Raw genomic sequence first — 15,865 nt, 5'->3', positions numbered from 1 at the left:
GTCCGGCGGGGGCCCTTCTCGGTCGCTTCTCAGACGGTGCGGAAGGCCAGCACCACGTTGTGGCCGCCGAAGCCGAACGAGTCGTTCAGCACGGCGACGCGCCCCTCGGGCAGCCGGCGCGCCTCGCCGGTCACCACGTCCGCGTTGACCTCGGGGTCGAGGTTGTCCAGGTTGATGGTCGGCGGAGCGATGCGGTGCACGAGCGCCAGGATCGAGGCGACGGTCTCGATACCACCGGCGCCACCGAGCAGGTGACCGGTCATCGACTTGGTCGCGGAGATCGCCATGTGGTCGACGTCGTCGCCGAACACCTTCCGCAGCGCCTTGATCTCGGCCACGTCACCCTGCGGCGTCGAGGTGGCGTGCGCGTTCACGTGCACGACCTCGGCCGGCTTCAGGTCCGTGTTGTCCAGCAGGTTCTGCAGCGCGTGCGCGATGCCGTTGCCGGACGGCTCCGGCTGCGTGATGTGGTGGCTGTCGGCGGAGATGCCCTGGCCGACAGCCTCGACGTAGATCCGGGCACCGCGGGCCTTCGCGTGCTCCTCGGACTCCAGGACGATCACACCGGCGCCCTCGCCGAGCACGAAGCCGTCCCGGCCCGCGTCGTAGGGACGCGACGCGCCCTGCGGGTCGTCGTTGTTCTTGGACATCGCCATCATGTTGCCGAACGCGGCGATCGGCAGCGGGTGGATGGCGGCCTCGGTACCACCGGCCACGACCACGTCCGCACGCCCGGTGCGGATCATCTCGATGGCGTACCCGATGGCCTCCGCGCCCGAGGCGCAGGCCGAGACCGGGGTGTGCACACCGGCGCGGGCGCCCAGCTCGATACCGACGTTGGCCGCCGGGGAGTTGGGCATCAGCATCGGCACGGTGTGCGGGGAGACACGGCGTACGCCCTTCTCCCGGAGCACGTCGTACTGGTCCAGGAGCGTGGTCACGCCGCCGATGCCGGAGGCGATGACCGCACCGAGCCGGTCGGGGTTCACGGACGCGTCCTCGCCCGCCCTGGCGGTGAAGCCGGCGTCCTTCCAGGCCTCCTGAGCGGCGATCAGCGCGAACTGCGCCGAGCGGTCCAGCTTCCGGGCCTGCGGCCGGGGGATGATCTCGCCCGGTTCGACGGCGATCTGCGCGGCGATGCGGACCGGCAGCTGCTCCGCCCAGTCCTGCTCCAGAAGGCGGACACCGGAGGTGCCGGCGACGAGGGCCTCCCAGAACGAGGCTGCGTCGCCACCCAGCGGTGTGGTTGCGCCGATACCGGTGACGACCACGGTGCGATTGGTCGGGCTCACGGGAATTCTTTCTCCAACGGATGCGGGATTCTACGGCGCCACCGCCGGGTGGCGGGGCCTTGCAGCCTGACGGCCTGTCGGGCCCGGGGGACGACTCAGGCCTGGTGCTTGAGGATGTATTCGGTCGCGTCGCCGACGGTCTTGAGGTTCTTGACGTCCTCGTCCGGGATCTTCACGTCGAAGCGCTCCTCGGCGGCGACGACGACCTCGACCATGGACAGCGAGTCGACGTCCAGGTCGTCGGTGAAGGACTTGTCCAGCTGGACGTCCTCAACCGGGATGCCGGCGATCTCGTTGACGATTTCGGCGAGACCCTCGACGATCTCTTTCTGAGTGGCGGCCATGTCAGGCGCTCCTTCTTCGATGTTCCAGACGGTTGGTGGCAGTTGTCTCCCTGCCGAATCGCATGATCCGGCACGGAGTGCCTAGGGGAGGGTAACGACCGTGGCGGCGTAGACGAGACCCGCCCCGAATCCGATGACGAGCGCGGTGTCGCCGCTCTTCGCCTCCCCGGTCGCCAGGAGCCGCTCCATCGCGAGCGGAATCGAGGCGGCCGAGGTGTTGCCGGTGGTGCGGATGTCACGGGCGACCGTGACGTGCTCCGGCAGTTTGAGGGTCTTCACCATCGAGTCGATGATCCGCACGTTGGCCTGGTGCGGGATGAAGACGTCCAGCTCTTCGGGGCTGATCCCGGCCACGTCCAGCGCCTGCTGGGCGACCTTCGCCATCTCGAACACGGCCCAGCGGAACACCGCCTGGCCCTCCTGCGTGATGGCGGGGAACTTGACGTTGCCCTCGCTGTCCAGCGGCAGCTCGGACACGTCGCCGATCCGGAACCGGTCCCAGGGGACGGTCTGCCTGATCGTTTCCGCCTTGTCGCCCTCGGAGCCCCACACGGTCGGGCCGATGGCCGGCTCCTGCGAGGGTCCCACGACGACCGCGCCGGCGCCGTCGCCGAACAGGAAGGCCGTGGCCCGGTCCTCCAGGTCGGTCAGGTCGCTGAGCCGCTCCACGCCGATGACGAGCACGTACTCGGCCGAACCCTCCGTCACCATGCCCTTGGCGAGCGTCAGTCCGTAGCCGAAGCCCGCACACCCGGCCGAGATGTCGAAGGCGGCGGCCTTGTTCGTGCCGAGCTTGTCGGCGATCTCGGTGGCGACGGCCGGGGTCTGGCTGAAGTGTGAGACGGTCGAGACGACCACGGCGCCGATCTGCTCGGCACGGATGCCGGCGTCCGCGATCGCCTTGCCGGAGGCCTCGACCGACATCGCGGCCACGGTCTCCTCGGGGCCGGCCCAGTGCCGGGTCTCGATGCCGGAGCGGGAGCGGATCCACTCGTCGGACGAGTCGATCCGCTCGAGGATCACCTCGTTGGGCACCACGCGGGTCGGCCGGTAGCCGCCGACACCGAGGATGCGCGCATACGGGGCGCCCTTGCTGGGCTTGATCTTCGCCATGTACGGCTCCTTAGGCGCCGGCGTGCTCGGCGATGAGCGCGCGGGCCGCGTCGAGGTCGTCGGGGGTCTTCAGGGGCAGCGTCACGACGCCGGGCAGCGCCCGCTTGGCCAGGCCGGTCAGGGTGCCGCCCGGGCACACCTCGACGAGCGCGGTGACGCCCAGCTCCTTGAAGGTCTCCATGCACAGGTCCCAGCGCACGGGGTTGGCGACCTGGCCCACCAGCCGGTCCAGCACCTCCGCGCCGGACGCGACGGCCCGGCCGTCCCTGTTGGAGACGTAGGTGACCTTGGGGTCGGCGGGCGACAGCTCCGCGGCGGCCTTGGCCAGCGTCTCGACCGCGGGGGCCATGTGACGGGTGTGGAAGGCGCCGGCGACCTTCAGCGGGACGACCTTGCGGACGCCCTCGGGCTTGTCCTCGCTCAGCGCGGCGAGCTGCTCCAGCGTGCCCGCGGCGACGATCTGGCCCGCGCCGTTGATGTTCGCCGGGGTCAGGCCCAGCTTCTCCAGGTGTGCGAGGGAGGTCTCGGGGTCGCCGCCGAGCAGCGCCGACATGCCGGTCTCGGTGATCGCGGCGGCGTCGGCCATGGCCAGGCCGCGCTTGCGCACCAGGCCCAGCGCGGCGGTGTCGGACAGGACACCGGCGAAGGCGGCGGCGGTGATCTCCCCGACGCTGTGCCCGGCGACCGCACCGGGGTTGATGTCACCCAGTGCCGCGGCGGACAGGATCCCGGCGGCGACCAGCAGCGGCTGGGCCACCGCGGTGTCGCGGATGGCGTCGGCGTCGGCCTGGGTTCCGTAGTGCACCAGGTCGAGTCCGATGGCGTCCGACCACGCGGCGACGCGGTCGGCGGCACCGGGCAGTTCGAGCCAAGGAGTCAGGAAGCCGGGCGCTTGGGCGCCCTGGCCGGGAGCGACGAGTACGAGCACTCTCACACTCTCTCTTGGGGACGGCCGTGGCCGCCCGTGAGGACAGGGACGAAGAACACGAAGGGCTTTTGTGGGAGCCCGACAAAACCCTATGCCGGGGGTTCGCCGTCGGCCAGACGCCCCAGGATGAGCGCAATCCGCAGCGTGAACGCGGATCGTACATCCGACGGCGACCAACCGGTGACGTCTGTCACACGTCGGAGCCGGTAGCGCACGGTATTCGGGTGAACGAAGAGCATCCGCGCCGCGCCCTCGAGACTGCTCGCCTGTTCCAGGTAGACACTCAGGGTTTCCAGGAGTGCCGAACCGGCCTCCTCGAGCGGTCTGTAGATCTCCTCCACCAACTGCTCGCGGGCGCCCGGATCTCCCGCGATCGCGCGCTCCGGCAGCAGATCGTCCGCCAGCACCGGACGCGGCGCGTCCTGCCAGGCGGAACACGCCTTCAGGCCCGCGGCGGCGGCCTGCGCGGACCGCGTGGCGGCCTGCAGATCGGCGACGACGGGCCCCGCGACCACCGGTCCGGCGGCGAACGGCCCGATCAGCGACTTGGCGACGGCGAGCGGATTGGCGCTGCCGCCGGCGATCACGACCAGCCGGTCGCCGAGCACCCCGGTGAGCACCTGCAGCTTGGCGTGGCGCGCGGCGCGCCGGATGGCCTCGACGGTCAGCTCGCTGTCGCCGTCCGGCGCGGTGCCGAGCACGACGCACACGTGTTCCGGCGAGTTCCAGCCGAGCGCGGCGGCCCGGTTCACGGCGGCCTCGTCGGCCTCGCCGCTGAGCACCGCGTTGACCACCAGCGACTCCAGCCGCGCGTCCCAGGCGCCGCGTGCCTCGGCGGCCTGGGCGTACACCTGGGCGGTGGCGAAGGCGATCTCCCGCGCGTACACCAGCAGCGCCTCGCGCAGCACGCTCTCGTCGCCCGGAGCCGCCACCTCGTCGATGGCGGACTCCATGACCTCGATGGTGGTGCGCACCATCTCCACGGTCTGGCGCAGCGTGATGGCCCGGGTCAGCTCGCGCGGCGCGGTCCCGAACACGTCCGTGGAGATCGCCTGCGGGGCGTCCGGGTAGCGGAACCACTCGGTGAACGCCGCGATGCCCGCCTGGGCCACCAGCCCGATCCAGGACCGGTTCTCCGGGGGCATGGCCCGGTACCACGGCAGGGTCTCGTCCATCCGCGCGATGGCCTGTGCGGCCAGGCTGCCGGAGGACTTCTCCAGCCGCTTCAGGGTCGCGGCGTGCGGGTGGACGTCGCGTGCTGCGGGGTCGCTGCGGTGGGATTCGGGTTCGGGCACGGGGACAAGACTGCCTTATCCGGACGGGGGCATGCGCCGCCGGGTCACGGCTGAGGTGTCCGCGGCGGCCGCGGGGGGTCTGCGGCCCGCCCCGGGCGCGGGTCTACGGTGGTGCCCGTGATGGACGTACGGCGCGCCGCTGAGCGCTCTCGCGGCGGGGACCCGCAGGCCGGGATCGACTCCCGCCACGCCTTCTCCTTCGGCCCGCACTACGACCCCGGCAACCTGCGGTTCGGCGCGGTGATCGCCTGCAACGAGGAGCGGCTCGCGCCCGGCGCCGGCTTCGACGAACACCCGCACAGCCACACCGAGATCGTCACCTGGGTCGTCGAGGGCGAGCTGACCCACCGCGACTCCACGGGCCACGAGACCCGGGTCCGCCCCGGGGACGTCCAGCACCTGAGCGCGGCGGCGGGCGTGCGCCACGTGGAACGCAACGACGGCGACGCCCCCCTGACCTTCCTCCAGATGTGGCTGGCCCCGCTGGAGCCCGGCGGCGACCCGTCGTACGACATCGTCCGAGGCATCGCCGACTCCACGCCCTACGCCCTGCCGAAGGCCGGCGCCCTGCTCCACGTCCGCCGCCTCACCCGTGGCGAACGCACCGCCGTCCCGGACGCGCCCCTGGTGTACGCCCACGTGGTCCGCGGCGAGGTCCGCCTGGGTCGGGAGCTCCTGGGCCCCGGTGACTCGGCGCGCCTGACGGCGCCGGAGGACCTGGAGGCGGTGGCGGTGACCCCGGCGGAACTGCTGATGTGGGAAATGACACGGTAGCCGCCGGCCGGCGTCAGCCTTTCAGTTCGGTCAGCACCGCGTCCGTGAACACCGGCCACGTTTCGACCGCCCACGGCCCGAACGCCCTGTCGGTCAGGGCGACTCCGGCCACCCCGGCATCGGGGTCGACCCACAGGAACGTCCCGGACTGACCGAAATGCCCGAACGTCCGCGGCGACGACAGGGCCCCCGTCCAGTGCGGAGCCTTCCCGTTGCGGATCTCGAACCCCAGCCCCCAGTCATTCGGGTTCTGGTGCCCGTACCCCGGCAGGACCCCCTTCGTCCCCGGGTACTGAACCGTCATCGCCTCCGCCACCGTCCGCGGATCCAGCAGCCGCGGCGCCTGCACCTCCGCCGCGAACCGCAGCAGGTCCTCCACCGTGGACACCCCGTCCTTCGCGGGCGAGCCCTCCAGCGAGGTGGACGCCATGCCCAGGGGCGCCAGCACCGCCTGGCGCGCGTACTCGGCGAACGGAATGTCCGTCGCCTTGGCGATGTGGTCCCCGAGCTGCTCGAACCCGGCGTTGGAGTACAGCCGCCGCTCCCCGGGCGGCGCCATCACCCGGTGCTCGTCGAAGGCCAGTCCGGAGGTGTGCGCGAGCAGATGGCGCACCGTCGCCCCGGGCGGCCCGGCCGGCTCGTCCAGGTCGATCGCGCCCTCCTCGTACGCGACGAGCGCCGCGTAGGCGGCCAGCGGCTTGGTGACCGAGGCGAGCGGGAAGCGGTGCCCGACGGGGCCGTGCGTGCCGAGCACGGTCCCGTCGGCTCGTACGACACCCGCCGCCGCGGTGGGGACGGGCCAGTGCGCGATCGACGCCAAGCTGTTCAACGACATGCTGCCGAGCCTAAGCGGCTCACAGCGGCAGCCGCATCGACGGGTCCCGGTCCCGCGTGAACCCGAGGGAGGCGTACAGCGGCTCCGCCTCCCGGGAGGCGTTCAGCGGCACGTGACCCGCGCCCCGCTCCCGGTACCAGTCCAGCAGCAGCTCCATGCACGCGCGCGCGTACCCGCGGCGCCGGGCGTCCGGGTCGGTCGCGACGCTGAAGACGTGCCCGACTCGTCCGTGCGGATTGCCGGGCCCGCCGATGCGGTACTCCAGCGTCCCGGCGACCAGCGCGGCCGGAGCGCCCGGCCGGTCCGGATGGTCCACGACGAAGGCCGCCCGCCCGCCCCGCTCGAGTCGTCCGGAATTCTCACCGGCGCCGCTTGCTTGGAGCGCACTCGAAGGTCATAGCGTGGAGGCCATGACGGTGATGCAGACAACGCCAGCGGCCACCGACGACACGACCCCCGCCGACATCTGCTCCGCCCCGCCCCGGCGCCCCCCGCGCCCCGACGGCCAGGACCACTACACCATCAGCGAGGTCGTCGCGTTCACCGGCCTGACCGCGCACACGCTGCGCTGGTACGAGCGGATCGGTCTGATGCCGCACGTCGACCGCTCGCACACCGGCCAGCGCCGCTACAGCAACCGCGACCTGGAGTGGCTGGACTTCGTGACCAAGCTGCGGCTGACCGGCATGCCGGTCGCGGACATGGTCCGGTACGCGGAGCTGGTGCGCGAGGGCGAGAGCACCTACGGGGAACGGCGGGAGCTGCTGGAGGCGACGCGCCGGGACGTGCTCGGCCGGATCGCCGAACTGCGGGACACGCTCGCCGTACTCGACCGCAAGATCAGCTTTTACGCGAACGAGGGGACCACTCGATGACCGACGCCAGGATTCCGACGGCACGCCTGGGGGCCCAGGGGCCGGAGGTCGGCGTGCAGGGGCTCGGCTGCATGGGGATGAGCTTCGCCTACGGCCCCACCGACACGGACCAGGCGCGAGCGGCGCTGGAGCGGGCGCTGGAGCTGGGCGTGACGCTGTACGACACCGCCGACGTGTACGGCGCCGGGGAGAACGAGCGGTTCCTCGCCCCGTTCTTCCGGGCCCACCGCGACGAGGTGGTCATAGCCACCAAGTTCGGCCTGTCCATTCCGCCGGACGAACCGACGAAGCGGGTCATCCGCAACGACGCCCCGTACATCCGTGAGGCCGTCGAGGCCAGCCTGCGGCGGCTCGGCGTCGACGTCATCGACCTCTACTACATGCACCGCCGCGATGTGAACGTCCCCATCGAGGAGACCGTCGCGACGATGGCCGAACTGGTCCGCGAGGGCAAGGTCAAGCAGGTGGGCCTGAGCGAGGTCACCGCCGACGAGCTGCGTGCCGCGCACGCCGTCCACCCGATCGCGGCCGTGCAGTCGGAGTGGTCGCTGTTCAGCCGGGACATCGAGGCGAAGGTGGTGCCGGCCGCGCGTGACCTGGGCGTCGCCCTGGTGCCGTACTCGCCGCTCGGCCGTGGCTTCCTCGCGGGCGCGTTCACCCGCGCCGACCAGGAGCTCACGGCGGGCGACTTCCGCCGCGGGCAGCCCCGCTTCACCGGTGACAACGCGGTCGCCAACGCGGCCCTGCTCGAGCCGCTGCGCACCGTCGCCGAGGCCCACGGCGCGACGATGGGCCAGATCGCCCTGGCCTGGGTCCAGCAGCGGGCCGCGGTCGACGCCCTGACCGTGCTCCCCATTCCGGGCACCCGCAGGCCGGGCCGGGTGGAGGAGAACACGGCCGCCACGCGGATCACCCTGACCGCCGGTGAGCTGGACCTGCTGGAGCCCGTCGCGGACAAGGTGGCGGGCGACCGCTACGCGGACATGAGCTTCAGCTCCGCCGGCCGGGAGTGACTACAGCTCGGCGAGCAACTCGGCCTTCTTGCTGGAGAACTCCTCGTCGGTGACCAGCCCGGCCTGATGCAGCTCGCCGAGATGGCGGATCCGCTCGGCGATGTCGGCGGGGTCCCGCCGCGAGGGGGCCGGTACCGCGGGTACCGGCCCCCTCGCGCGTACGGCGGCCAGCACCGCCGCGGCGAACGGCAGCGACTCGTGCACCGGCCCGTAGCCGAGCCCGAAGACGACGGCCGCCGGATCCTGGTCCGGCGGCACCGGGGCGGCGTCGGAGCGCCGCAGCAGCCGCAGATGCCCCTCGAAGACCTCCGGAGAGCGCCACTCCACCCCGATGAGGTCGCAGACCGGGTAACTCTGGTCGCCGGCCTTCCACTTGGCCGAGGACGCGCCCGTCCACGACCACCGGAACTGCACGGACGACCCATCGAAGGACGCCTTGCCGTCGTACGCCTTGAACTGCAGCGGCGGCTCGGGCGCGGCCACCAGGTGGTCGTCCGAGGGGCCGGATTCGGTCAGCAGGCCCTTCAACTCGTCGGCGTAGTACTCGGCCAGGGTCTCCCGCTCGGCCGGCAGGACCAGCCGGTAGGGGTCGGAGCCCTCCTTCAACTGCCCGTCGGCCGCGTCCATCAGCGGATCGGCGCCCGGACGGGGCGCCAGCCGCAGGACGACCGTGCCGCGCCTGCCCGGCGTGAGCGACACGCCCTCGACCGCGGACAGCGGGATCCGCCGCTCGCCGAGCGCCTGGAACAACTTCGGTGTTCGAATCCCCCGTTCGTAGCGGATGAGCACGGAGTCGGATTCGAACTCCCAGACGGCATGAAATCCCGCCAGTACGTCACCCATGCGGCTCATCGTATGCGGCACGTGCTCCTCCGTCGCCACCCGCGCAGACCGCACTTCCTGCTGTTTCTACGCGCGTCCGACCGTCGTCGTGCCGGGCAGACCGGTCCGGCACGCATCGTTTTGACGGGCGCACGTGACCGCGTCGTATGCGCCCGCGCCGATGTCGGCGAGGTTGCGCAGGCTGTCCGTGCCTGGCTGGAAGTAGCCGGCATGGCCCTGCGCGTCGCGGGCGGACAGCACCCGGGCGCCGAAACCGGCGGACACCGGGTCCGCGCCGTGCCCGAGACCGCCCAGCTCCAGGTACGGCACGTCCTGGATCCAGTCGGTGGCGTCCCGCATGGCCCACACCCGGGCCGTGGTGCCCAGGTGGGAGGCCTTGGCGACGCGCATGCCGGGGCTCGCGGCCACCGCTATGTCGGCCACCCGGCGGGGCATGTCGCGCGCGGCGACCCCGCACAGCACGGAGCCGTAGCTGTGGCAGAACACCGAAACCGGGGCGCGGCCGGGCAGGGCCCGCAGCAGCGCGTTCAGCCGCAGGGCGCCCTCGGCGGCGCGCGCTCCGGTGGCCGCGTCCACGCCGAGGCCGTCCGGGGCGGTGTAGTCCGCCCACGCGATCACGGCCGTACGCGTCCCGGGACGGGCCGCGCGCTCCGCCGCGTACAGGGCCTTGGCCATGCCGACCGGGGCGGTGTACCGCCGGCCCGTCTTCTGAAAGGTGAGCAGGTCGGTGTCGACACCGGGGACGACGACCGAGATCCGCTGCGCCCTGGTCAGGCTTCCGAACACCTCGGCGACCCGGCCGGTGCCCTCGGGGTCGAAGGCCAGGATGTGACGGCCTGGGGTCAGCAGGGACTCGTAGCGGTGCATGCGGCGGGCCGCGTCCTGCTGCCCGGCCGAGCTGAGCCGGATGTCGTGCATGCGCTTCTGCTCGAGCTTGCGCGCCTGGTCGAGGGCGATGCGGTTCGCCTGGTAGCGCAGGGAGACCGGGGCGCCGTTCATGTTGCCGACCGCGAGCGGGTAGCGGTGGGCGAGGCGGTCGCGGTCGTGCGGGGCGAGCGAGGCGAAGAAGCGGGTGAGCTTCGCGGGGGCGGCCTCGGGGTCCGGCAGATGGTGGCCGTGGAGCCGGCCGTGCTCCCACTTGGCGATCGAGACCTGCAGGGCGCTCGACCCGCGGTGGGAGCGCAGGGCGGTCCAGCCGGTGGTCGCGAGCATCACGAACACGACGGCCAGCGCCAGCAGTGCGCGCCCGACGTTGAGCTGCGGGGAGGTGTCGAAGGAAGTCACTGGGAGGACACACTAGGAGAACGGGAGGGTCTCGGGGTAACCGAGTGGCAGGGATCACGTTTCGGCAGCCGTCGAACGCTTTGTGAACGATCATTGAAGCAATCGCCCGGTGATCAGTGCGGCGCGGCGCCGGCGATCTGCGAAGCCCTCCCCGCCGATCTTCCGGACCCCGTGCCGTCGAGGTCAGCCGTCGCGCCAGTGCCCCGTGAGCGCGGAACCCACCTGATCGAGGTACGACGCGGTGAGCGAGCGGACGGTCTCGACGCTGATGTCCTCCCCCGAGCACCACTGCCGTTCGGTGACCCTTATCACCCCGCCGAACACGGCCACGGCCAGCCGGGGGCGCGGGTCCGTGTCCACGTCGACGCCCTCCCGCTCGGCCAGCAGGCGCGCGATGGTCTCCTCCGTGGCCGCCGATCGGCGCAAGTGGGCGGCGAGCAGCGCGGGGGTCGACTCGATCGTGCGGTACATCCGCAGGTACAGCTCCACCGGTACGGCGGACTCGACCGTCTCCCGTATCGCGTCCCAGCCCTCCAGCACCGCCTGGCGCAGCGCCTCCATCGGCGCCTCGTGCGGCGGGCGCTCGCGCACGGCCTCGACGAAGTGCGCCTCCGCCATCTCCTGCACCGCGAAGGCCACGTCCTCCTTGCCCGCGAAGTAGCGGAAGAAGGTGCGCTGGGAGACCTCGCAGGACTCGGCGATCTCGTCGACCGTCGTGTGCTCGTACCCCTGCGTGGTGAACAGTTCGAGCGCGATCCGCAGCAACGCCTCCCGGGTGCGCTGCTTCTTGCGTTCGCGGAGCGTTTCCATATCTGTCAGTTACTGACTTGTGAATTGGTTTGTCAACTGTCAGTCGCTGACACTAGCCTTCCCGGTATGACTGGTCAGACCACCATCGACGAGGCGGGGCCGGGGGGCGCCGGCCCTCAGGCCCCGCCGTCGTCGCCTGCGGCCGCGGGGCTGCGCGGCCATCCCTGGCTCACCCTCATCACCGTCGCCGTCGGCGTCATGATGGTGGCCCTCGACGGCACCATCGTCGCCATCGCCAACCCGGCCATCCGCGACCACCTGCACGCGACCTTCGCCGACGTGCAGTGGATCACCAACGCCTACTTCCTCGCCCTGGCGGTCACGCTGATCACCGCGGGCAAGCTCGGTGACCGCTTCGGCCACCGGCAGACCTTCCTCGTCGGCGTGACCGGCTTCGCCGCCGCCTCCGGTGCCATCGGCCTGTCGAACAGCATCGTCGCGGTCATCACCTTCCGCGTCTTCCAGGGGCTGTTCGGGGCGCTGCTGATGCCGGCCGCCCTCGGCCTGCTGCGGGCCACCTTCCCGGCCGAGAAGCTCAACATGGCCATCGGCATCTGGGGCATGGTGATCGGCGCGTCCACCGCGGGCGGCCCGATCCTCGGCGGTGTCCTCGTCCAGCACGTCAACTGGCAGTCGGTGTTCTTCATCAACGTGCCGGTCGGCGCCCTCGCCCTGCTGCTGGGCCTGCTGATCCTGCGCGACCACCGTGCCGAGAACGCCCCGCGCTCCTTCGACCTCCTCGGCATCGCCCTGCTCTCCGGCGCGATGTTCTGCCTGGTCTGGGCCCTCATCAAGGCGCCGGCGTGGGGCTGGGGCAACGGCAGGACCTGGCTGTTCGTCGCCGCCTCCGTGGTGCTCTTCGTGCTGTTCGCGCTCTGGGAGAACCGGGTCGCCGAGCCGCTGATCCCGCTCGGCCTGTTCCGGTCGGTGCCCCTCTCGGCCGGCGTGGTGCTGATGGTCCTGATGGCCATCGCCTTCATGGGCGGCCTGTTCTTCGTGACCTTCTACCTGCAGAACGTCCACGGCATGACCCCGGTCGGCGCCGGCCTGCACCTGCTGCCGCTCACCGGCATGATGATCGTCGGCTCCCCGCTGGCCGGAGCCGCGATCACCAAGCTCGGCCCGCGCATCCCGCTGGCCGGCGGCATGGCCGCGACCGCGATCGCCATGTACGGCATGTCGACGCTGAAGGAGGGCACCGGCAGCGGCGTGATGTCCCTCTGGTTCGCCCTGCTCGGCCTCGGCCTCGCGCCGGTCATGGTGGGCGCCACCGAGGTCATCGTCGGCAACGCGCCCATGGAGCTGTCCGGTGTGGCCGGCGGCCTGCAGCAGGCGGCCATGCAGATCGGCGGCAGCCTCGGCACGGCGGTGCTCGGCGCCGTCATGGCCTCCAAGGTCGACGGCGACCTGCCGGGCAACTGGAAGGCGGCCGGGCTGCCCCCGCTGACCCCGGATCAGCTGGACAAGGCCTCCGAGGCGGTCCAGGTCGGCGTGGCGCCGGTGCCGAAGGGCGTGCCGGAGCAGATCGCCGCGAAGATCACCGAGGTCGCGCACCACACCTTCGTCTCCGGCATGAGCCTCGCCTCGCTCGTCGCGGCGGGCGTGGCGGCGGTCGCGATCCTCGTCGCCCTGCTCACCAAGCGGGGCGAGAACGCGGAGGCGGGCGCGGGCGTGGGCCACATCTGACCTGCGCGTACCCTCCGAAATCCTGCCAAAATTCCGCCGGAATCGCCCATCAGGGTGACTCGGCTCAAGATTCGCTCGCGCGCGACGCGCGCCGCGGGTCACAGTGGGTCACGTCCTCCGCAGGACCTGGGGGACGCCGGGCCACGGCGCGCGCTGCCGGAGGGGGGCGGCGCGCGCAGGCCTGCCCGCGCCGCCCATGGTCGGGCGACCGCGGCATCCCGGCCCCGGTGGCCCTGGCCCTGGGCGCCATCGACACGTTGCCCGCCGTCATCGCCCTTGCGGGCGCGGCCACTTGGGGACACGGGCTGCTCCAGGTGCCCGCTCGGGCGGCCCGGCGTCGACCGGCAAAGGGGGGATCTTTTGCGGTGGCATCGAGCGCGTGCCGCGGCGACTCGGCCGCATCGGGTGGTCCCTCACATGGTGACGGAGGCGCGTTCGCGGGCGGCGCGGACGGCGGCGGTGAGGCCGGCCAGGTCGTAGGCGCCGTGGTGTCTGCGGCCGTTGATGAAGAAGGTGGGGGTGCCGGCCACGGTGCTGAGGTCCGCTGATTCGACGTCCTCGGCGACGCGGGCCGCGCCGGTGTGGGCGCGCATGTCTCGTTCGAATCGCTCGGTGTCCAGGCCGATGGCGGCCGCGTGGGCGTGCAGGTCTTCGATGCGCAGGGCTCCTTGATGGCTGAGCAGCAGGTCGTGCATGTCCCAGAAGCGGCCCTGGCGCGCGGCCGCTTCGGCGGCCTCGGCGGCGAGTTGGGCGTGGATGTGCACGTCGGTGAGGGGGAGGTGGCGCCATACGTAGCGCACGTCTCCGAAGTCGGCGAGGAGTTCGCGGATGACGGGCTCGGCCTGCCCGCAGTAGGGGCATTCGTAGTCGCCGTACTCTACGACGGTCACGGGGGCCTGGTGCGGCCCCCGGATGTGGTCGCGGGCGGGGTCGACGGGCACGGCCAGGTCGACGATCGTCTCCGCCCGGCCGAGCAGGGCCCGCAGCCGCAGGGGCGGCGGCAGCAGGCCGATCGCCGCGGTGACGAGCCGGGCCGTCACGAAGGAGCAGAGCAGCGTGGTGAGGATGCCGATCTTGGCCTCGATGAGGCGTGTGCCGTGGAAGGCGAGGGTCGCGATGAGCAGGGAGACGGTGAAACCGATCCCGCACAGCGCGCCGCCGGCGGTCGCCGCTCCCCAGCCGACCGGGAGCCGCAGCCGCCCGCGGGAGGCGAGCGTGGCGAGCGCGCAGGCCCCGACGATGCCCAGTGGCTTGCCCAGGACGTAGGCGACGAGGATGCCCAGGGTGACGGGCGAGGTGAAGGCGTGGGCCAGCTGGCTGCCGCTGATCTCGATGCCGGCGTTGGCCAGGGCGAACAGCGGGACGACCACGTAGCTGGTCCAGGGGTGGTAGATCCGTTGCAGGCGGTCGTTGGGGGAGATCGCCGAGGCGATGCCGGCGCGGACGGACCGCCCCAGTTCCGGGGTGGGCTGCTCGCGGAACAGCCGGAACAGGCCGCTCGCGTGTTCCAGATCGACGCGCGAGGCAGGGTAGGCGTAGGTGAGCAGCCCCAGGGCGAGACCGATCACGACCGGGTCCACACCCGACTCGAGCAGGGCGATCCAGGCGACGACACCCAGCAGCGCGTAGACGCTGCCGTGGCGCACGCCGAGCCGCCGAACGAGCAGGACGAGTGCGAGGGCGGCGATGGCGACGACGAGGGCGGGCACGGTGATGCGGTCGCTGTAGGCGAAGGCGATGACGCCGAGGGAGAGGAAGTCGTCGACGACGGTCAGCAAGAGGATGAACACCCGCAGACCGGGGGGCATGCCGCGGCCCACGACGGCCAGCACACCCAGGGCGAACGCGGTGTCGGTGGACATGGCCGCGCCCCAGCCCTGCTCGCTGCCGTGGCCGGCGTTGAGGGCGAGGTAGAGGGCGATGGGAACGATCATGCCGCTGAACCCCGCGACGAGCGGCATCGCGAACCGCTTTTTCTCGCGCAGTTCCCCCATGTCGAACTCGCGGCGGGCCTCCAGACCGACGACGAGGAAGAAGAACGTCATCAGGCCGCTGTTGACCCACTCGCGCAGACCGAGCGAGATCCCGTACGTTCCGAAGTGGACGGACAGGCGGGTGTCCCAGAACGACGTGTAGGGCGCGGGTGCCACGTTGGCCCAGACGAGTGCGGCGAGCGCGGCGGCGACCAGGAGGGCGGCGCCGCCGGTTTCGGTGTGCAGGAAGGCACGCAGCGGGGAACGCGATCCGAGGGCGCAGATCGTCTGGCCTGTGTAGGCGTCTGGTTCACGGGACATGCGTCGATTCTCGTTCGAGGCGTGGCCGGCCTGCGGACGAGGGGCGCCAGTGTGTCGGCCGGGGCGTTCGGACCGGGGCGGGCGCTGGTGCCCAGTCGGCGGCAACGGCCGGGCGCGCGGAGGGCGTCACCGGCTCGCCCAGGGCATGCGCCGTGCGCGGCACCCGTCCGCCGCGTGCGCCACGCGGTGCCGGCCGGAACGAGGGAGGATCGCCCCGCGCTCGTCACCTAGCGGACGATGCGCGCGACGGCCCCGTCCGCGGGGTCGCCGTACTTCTCGATGAGCTGCGTGTCGCTCAGACGGTCGTTCTCGGCGTTCCGCTGGACGGGGAGGATCACGCGGATGTCCTTGTCCGTCCAGTACTCGACGACGCGAAGGGTCTCGGTGGCTGTGCTCATGCTGGTGCTCCCTTGTGGCGCGTGGGGTTCAGGGTGCGTCCGTGCAGGCCGAGGGTCAAGGGGAATTAGGTCTTCCGTTTC

15 protein-coding genes and 1 pseudogene are annotated in these 15,865 nt (G+C 71.9%); 4 read left to right on the top strand and 12 right to left on the bottom strand.

Annotation, left to right across the window (positions count from 1 at the left end; translation table 11 throughout):
• Positions 1–29: 29 nt before the first annotated feature.
• The 5 genes from fabF to ACLU3S_RS20350 form a co-directional block, all read right to left on the bottom strand.
• Entirely contained in the window at positions 30–1,292 is a 1,263-nt protein-coding gene (gene fabF, locus ACLU3S_RS20370) for a beta-ketoacyl-ACP synthase II (protein WP_413953334.1), read from the bottom strand.
• Between the two features lie 95 nt (positions 1,293–1,387).
• The gene (locus ACLU3S_RS20365; protein ID WP_413953333.1) at positions 1,388–1,636 is read right to left on the bottom strand and encodes an acyl carrier protein; all 249 of its coding nucleotides are present in this window, start codon (positions 1,634–1,636) and stop codon (positions 1,388–1,390) included.
• An 81-nt stretch (positions 1,637–1,717) separates the two neighbouring features.
• Positions 1,718–2,749 (bottom strand): ketoacyl-ACP synthase III, encoded by a 1,032-nt coding sequence (locus tag ACLU3S_RS20360; RefSeq protein WP_413953332.1) that lies wholly within the window; start codon positions 2,747–2,749, stop codon positions 1,718–1,720.
• A 10-nt stretch (positions 2,750–2,759) separates the two neighbouring features.
• Complete coding sequence (locus ACLU3S_RS20355; RefSeq protein WP_413953331.1) at positions 2,760–3,677, bottom strand: ACP S-malonyltransferase; 918 nt, start codon at positions 3,675–3,677, stop codon at positions 2,760–2,762.
• A gap of 89 nt (positions 3,678–3,766) precedes the next feature.
• Positions 3,767–4,972: a PucR family transcriptional regulator gene (locus ACLU3S_RS20350; RefSeq protein ID WP_413953330.1), complete on the bottom strand. Its 1,206-nt coding sequence runs from the start codon at positions 4,970–4,972 to the stop codon at positions 3,767–3,769.
• Positions 4,973–5,092: 120 nt separating this feature from the next.
• Between ACLU3S_RS20350 and ACLU3S_RS20345 the strand changes: the two genes are divergently transcribed.
• Positions 5,093–5,746, top strand: coding sequence for a pirin family protein (locus tag ACLU3S_RS20345; RefSeq protein ID WP_413953335.1), 654 nt, complete (start codon positions 5,093–5,095; stop codon positions 5,744–5,746).
• A 13-nt stretch (positions 5,747–5,759) separates the two neighbouring features.
• On the opposite strand, the gene ACLU3S_RS20340 is transcribed toward ACLU3S_RS20345, so the two are convergent.
• The gene (locus ACLU3S_RS20340) at positions 5,760–6,581 is read right to left on the bottom strand and encodes a serine hydrolase domain-containing protein (RefSeq protein WP_413953329.1); all 822 of its coding nucleotides are present in this window, start codon (positions 6,579–6,581) and stop codon (positions 5,760–5,762) included.
• A 19-nt stretch (positions 6,582–6,600) separates the two neighbouring features.
• A pseudogene (locus ACLU3S_RS20335) lies at positions 6,601–6,918 on the bottom strand (GNAT family N-acetyltransferase); the annotation flags it as partial.
• A gap of 73 nt (positions 6,919–6,991) precedes the next feature.
• Between ACLU3S_RS20335 and ACLU3S_RS20330 the strand changes: the two are divergent.
• Together ACLU3S_RS20330 and ACLU3S_RS20325 are read left to right on the top strand one after the other, a co-directional pair.
• Positions 6,992–7,456, top strand: a complete 465-nt coding sequence (locus ACLU3S_RS20330; protein WP_413953328.1) for a MerR family transcriptional regulator — start codon at positions 6,992–6,994, stop codon at positions 7,454–7,456.
• Complete coding sequence (locus tag ACLU3S_RS20325) at positions 7,453–8,469, top strand: aldo/keto reductase (RefSeq protein WP_413953327.1); 1,017 nt, start codon at positions 7,453–7,455, stop codon at positions 8,467–8,469. Before ACLU3S_RS20330 ends, ACLU3S_RS20325 begins: the two co-directional genes overlap by 4 nt.
• Here ACLU3S_RS20325 and ACLU3S_RS20320 read toward each other — a convergent pair whose 3' ends face one another.
• From ACLU3S_RS20320 to ACLU3S_RS20310, 3 genes are all read right to left on the bottom strand, one after another.
• Positions 8,470–9,312: a DUF4429 domain-containing protein gene (locus ACLU3S_RS20320; protein ID WP_413953326.1), complete on the bottom strand. Its 843-nt coding sequence runs from the start codon at positions 9,310–9,312 to the stop codon at positions 8,470–8,472.
• A 66-nt stretch (positions 9,313–9,378) separates the two neighbouring features.
• Positions 9,379–10,596 carry an alpha/beta hydrolase gene (locus ACLU3S_RS20315; RefSeq protein WP_413953325.1) on the bottom strand — a complete coding sequence of 406 codons (1,218 nt, stop codon included), beginning with the start codon at positions 10,594–10,596 and terminating at the stop codon, positions 9,379–9,381.
• Between the two features lie 183 nt (positions 10,597–10,779).
• Positions 10,780–11,406 carry a TetR family transcriptional regulator gene (locus ACLU3S_RS20310; protein WP_413953324.1) on the bottom strand — a complete coding sequence of 209 codons (627 nt, stop codon included), beginning with the start codon at positions 11,404–11,406 and terminating at the stop codon, positions 10,780–10,782.
• A gap of 66 nt (positions 11,407–11,472) precedes the next feature.
• On the opposite strand from ACLU3S_RS20310, the gene ACLU3S_RS20305 reads away from it, so the two are divergent.
• The gene (locus tag ACLU3S_RS20305; RefSeq protein ID WP_413953323.1) at positions 11,473–13,092 is read left to right on the top strand and encodes an MFS transporter; all 1,620 of its coding nucleotides are present in this window, start codon (positions 11,473–11,475) and stop codon (positions 13,090–13,092) included.
• Positions 13,093–13,505: 413 nt separating this feature from the next.
• Here the strand turns inward: ACLU3S_RS20305 and nhaA are convergent, their stop codons facing one another.
• A complete protein-coding gene (gene nhaA, locus ACLU3S_RS20300) occupies positions 13,506–15,386 on the bottom strand; it encodes a Na+/H+ antiporter NhaA (protein ID WP_413953322.1) in 1,881 nt (626 codons plus the stop codon).
• 227 nt (positions 15,387–15,613) lie between these two features.
• The gene (locus ACLU3S_RS20295) at positions 15,614–15,784 is read right to left on the bottom strand and encodes a hypothetical protein (protein WP_413953321.1); all 171 of its coding nucleotides are present in this window, start codon (positions 15,782–15,784) and stop codon (positions 15,614–15,616) included.
• Between the last annotated feature and the right edge of the window lie 81 nt (positions 15,785–15,865).

It is taken from the genome of Streptomyces sp. AF1A, assembly GCF_047340315.1.
GTDB lineage: Bacteria > Actinomycetota > Actinomycetes > Streptomycetales > Streptomycetaceae > Streptomyces.
Note: the sequence above shows the minus strand (reverse complement) of the source record. Positions and strands in the feature narration are given on the sequence as shown.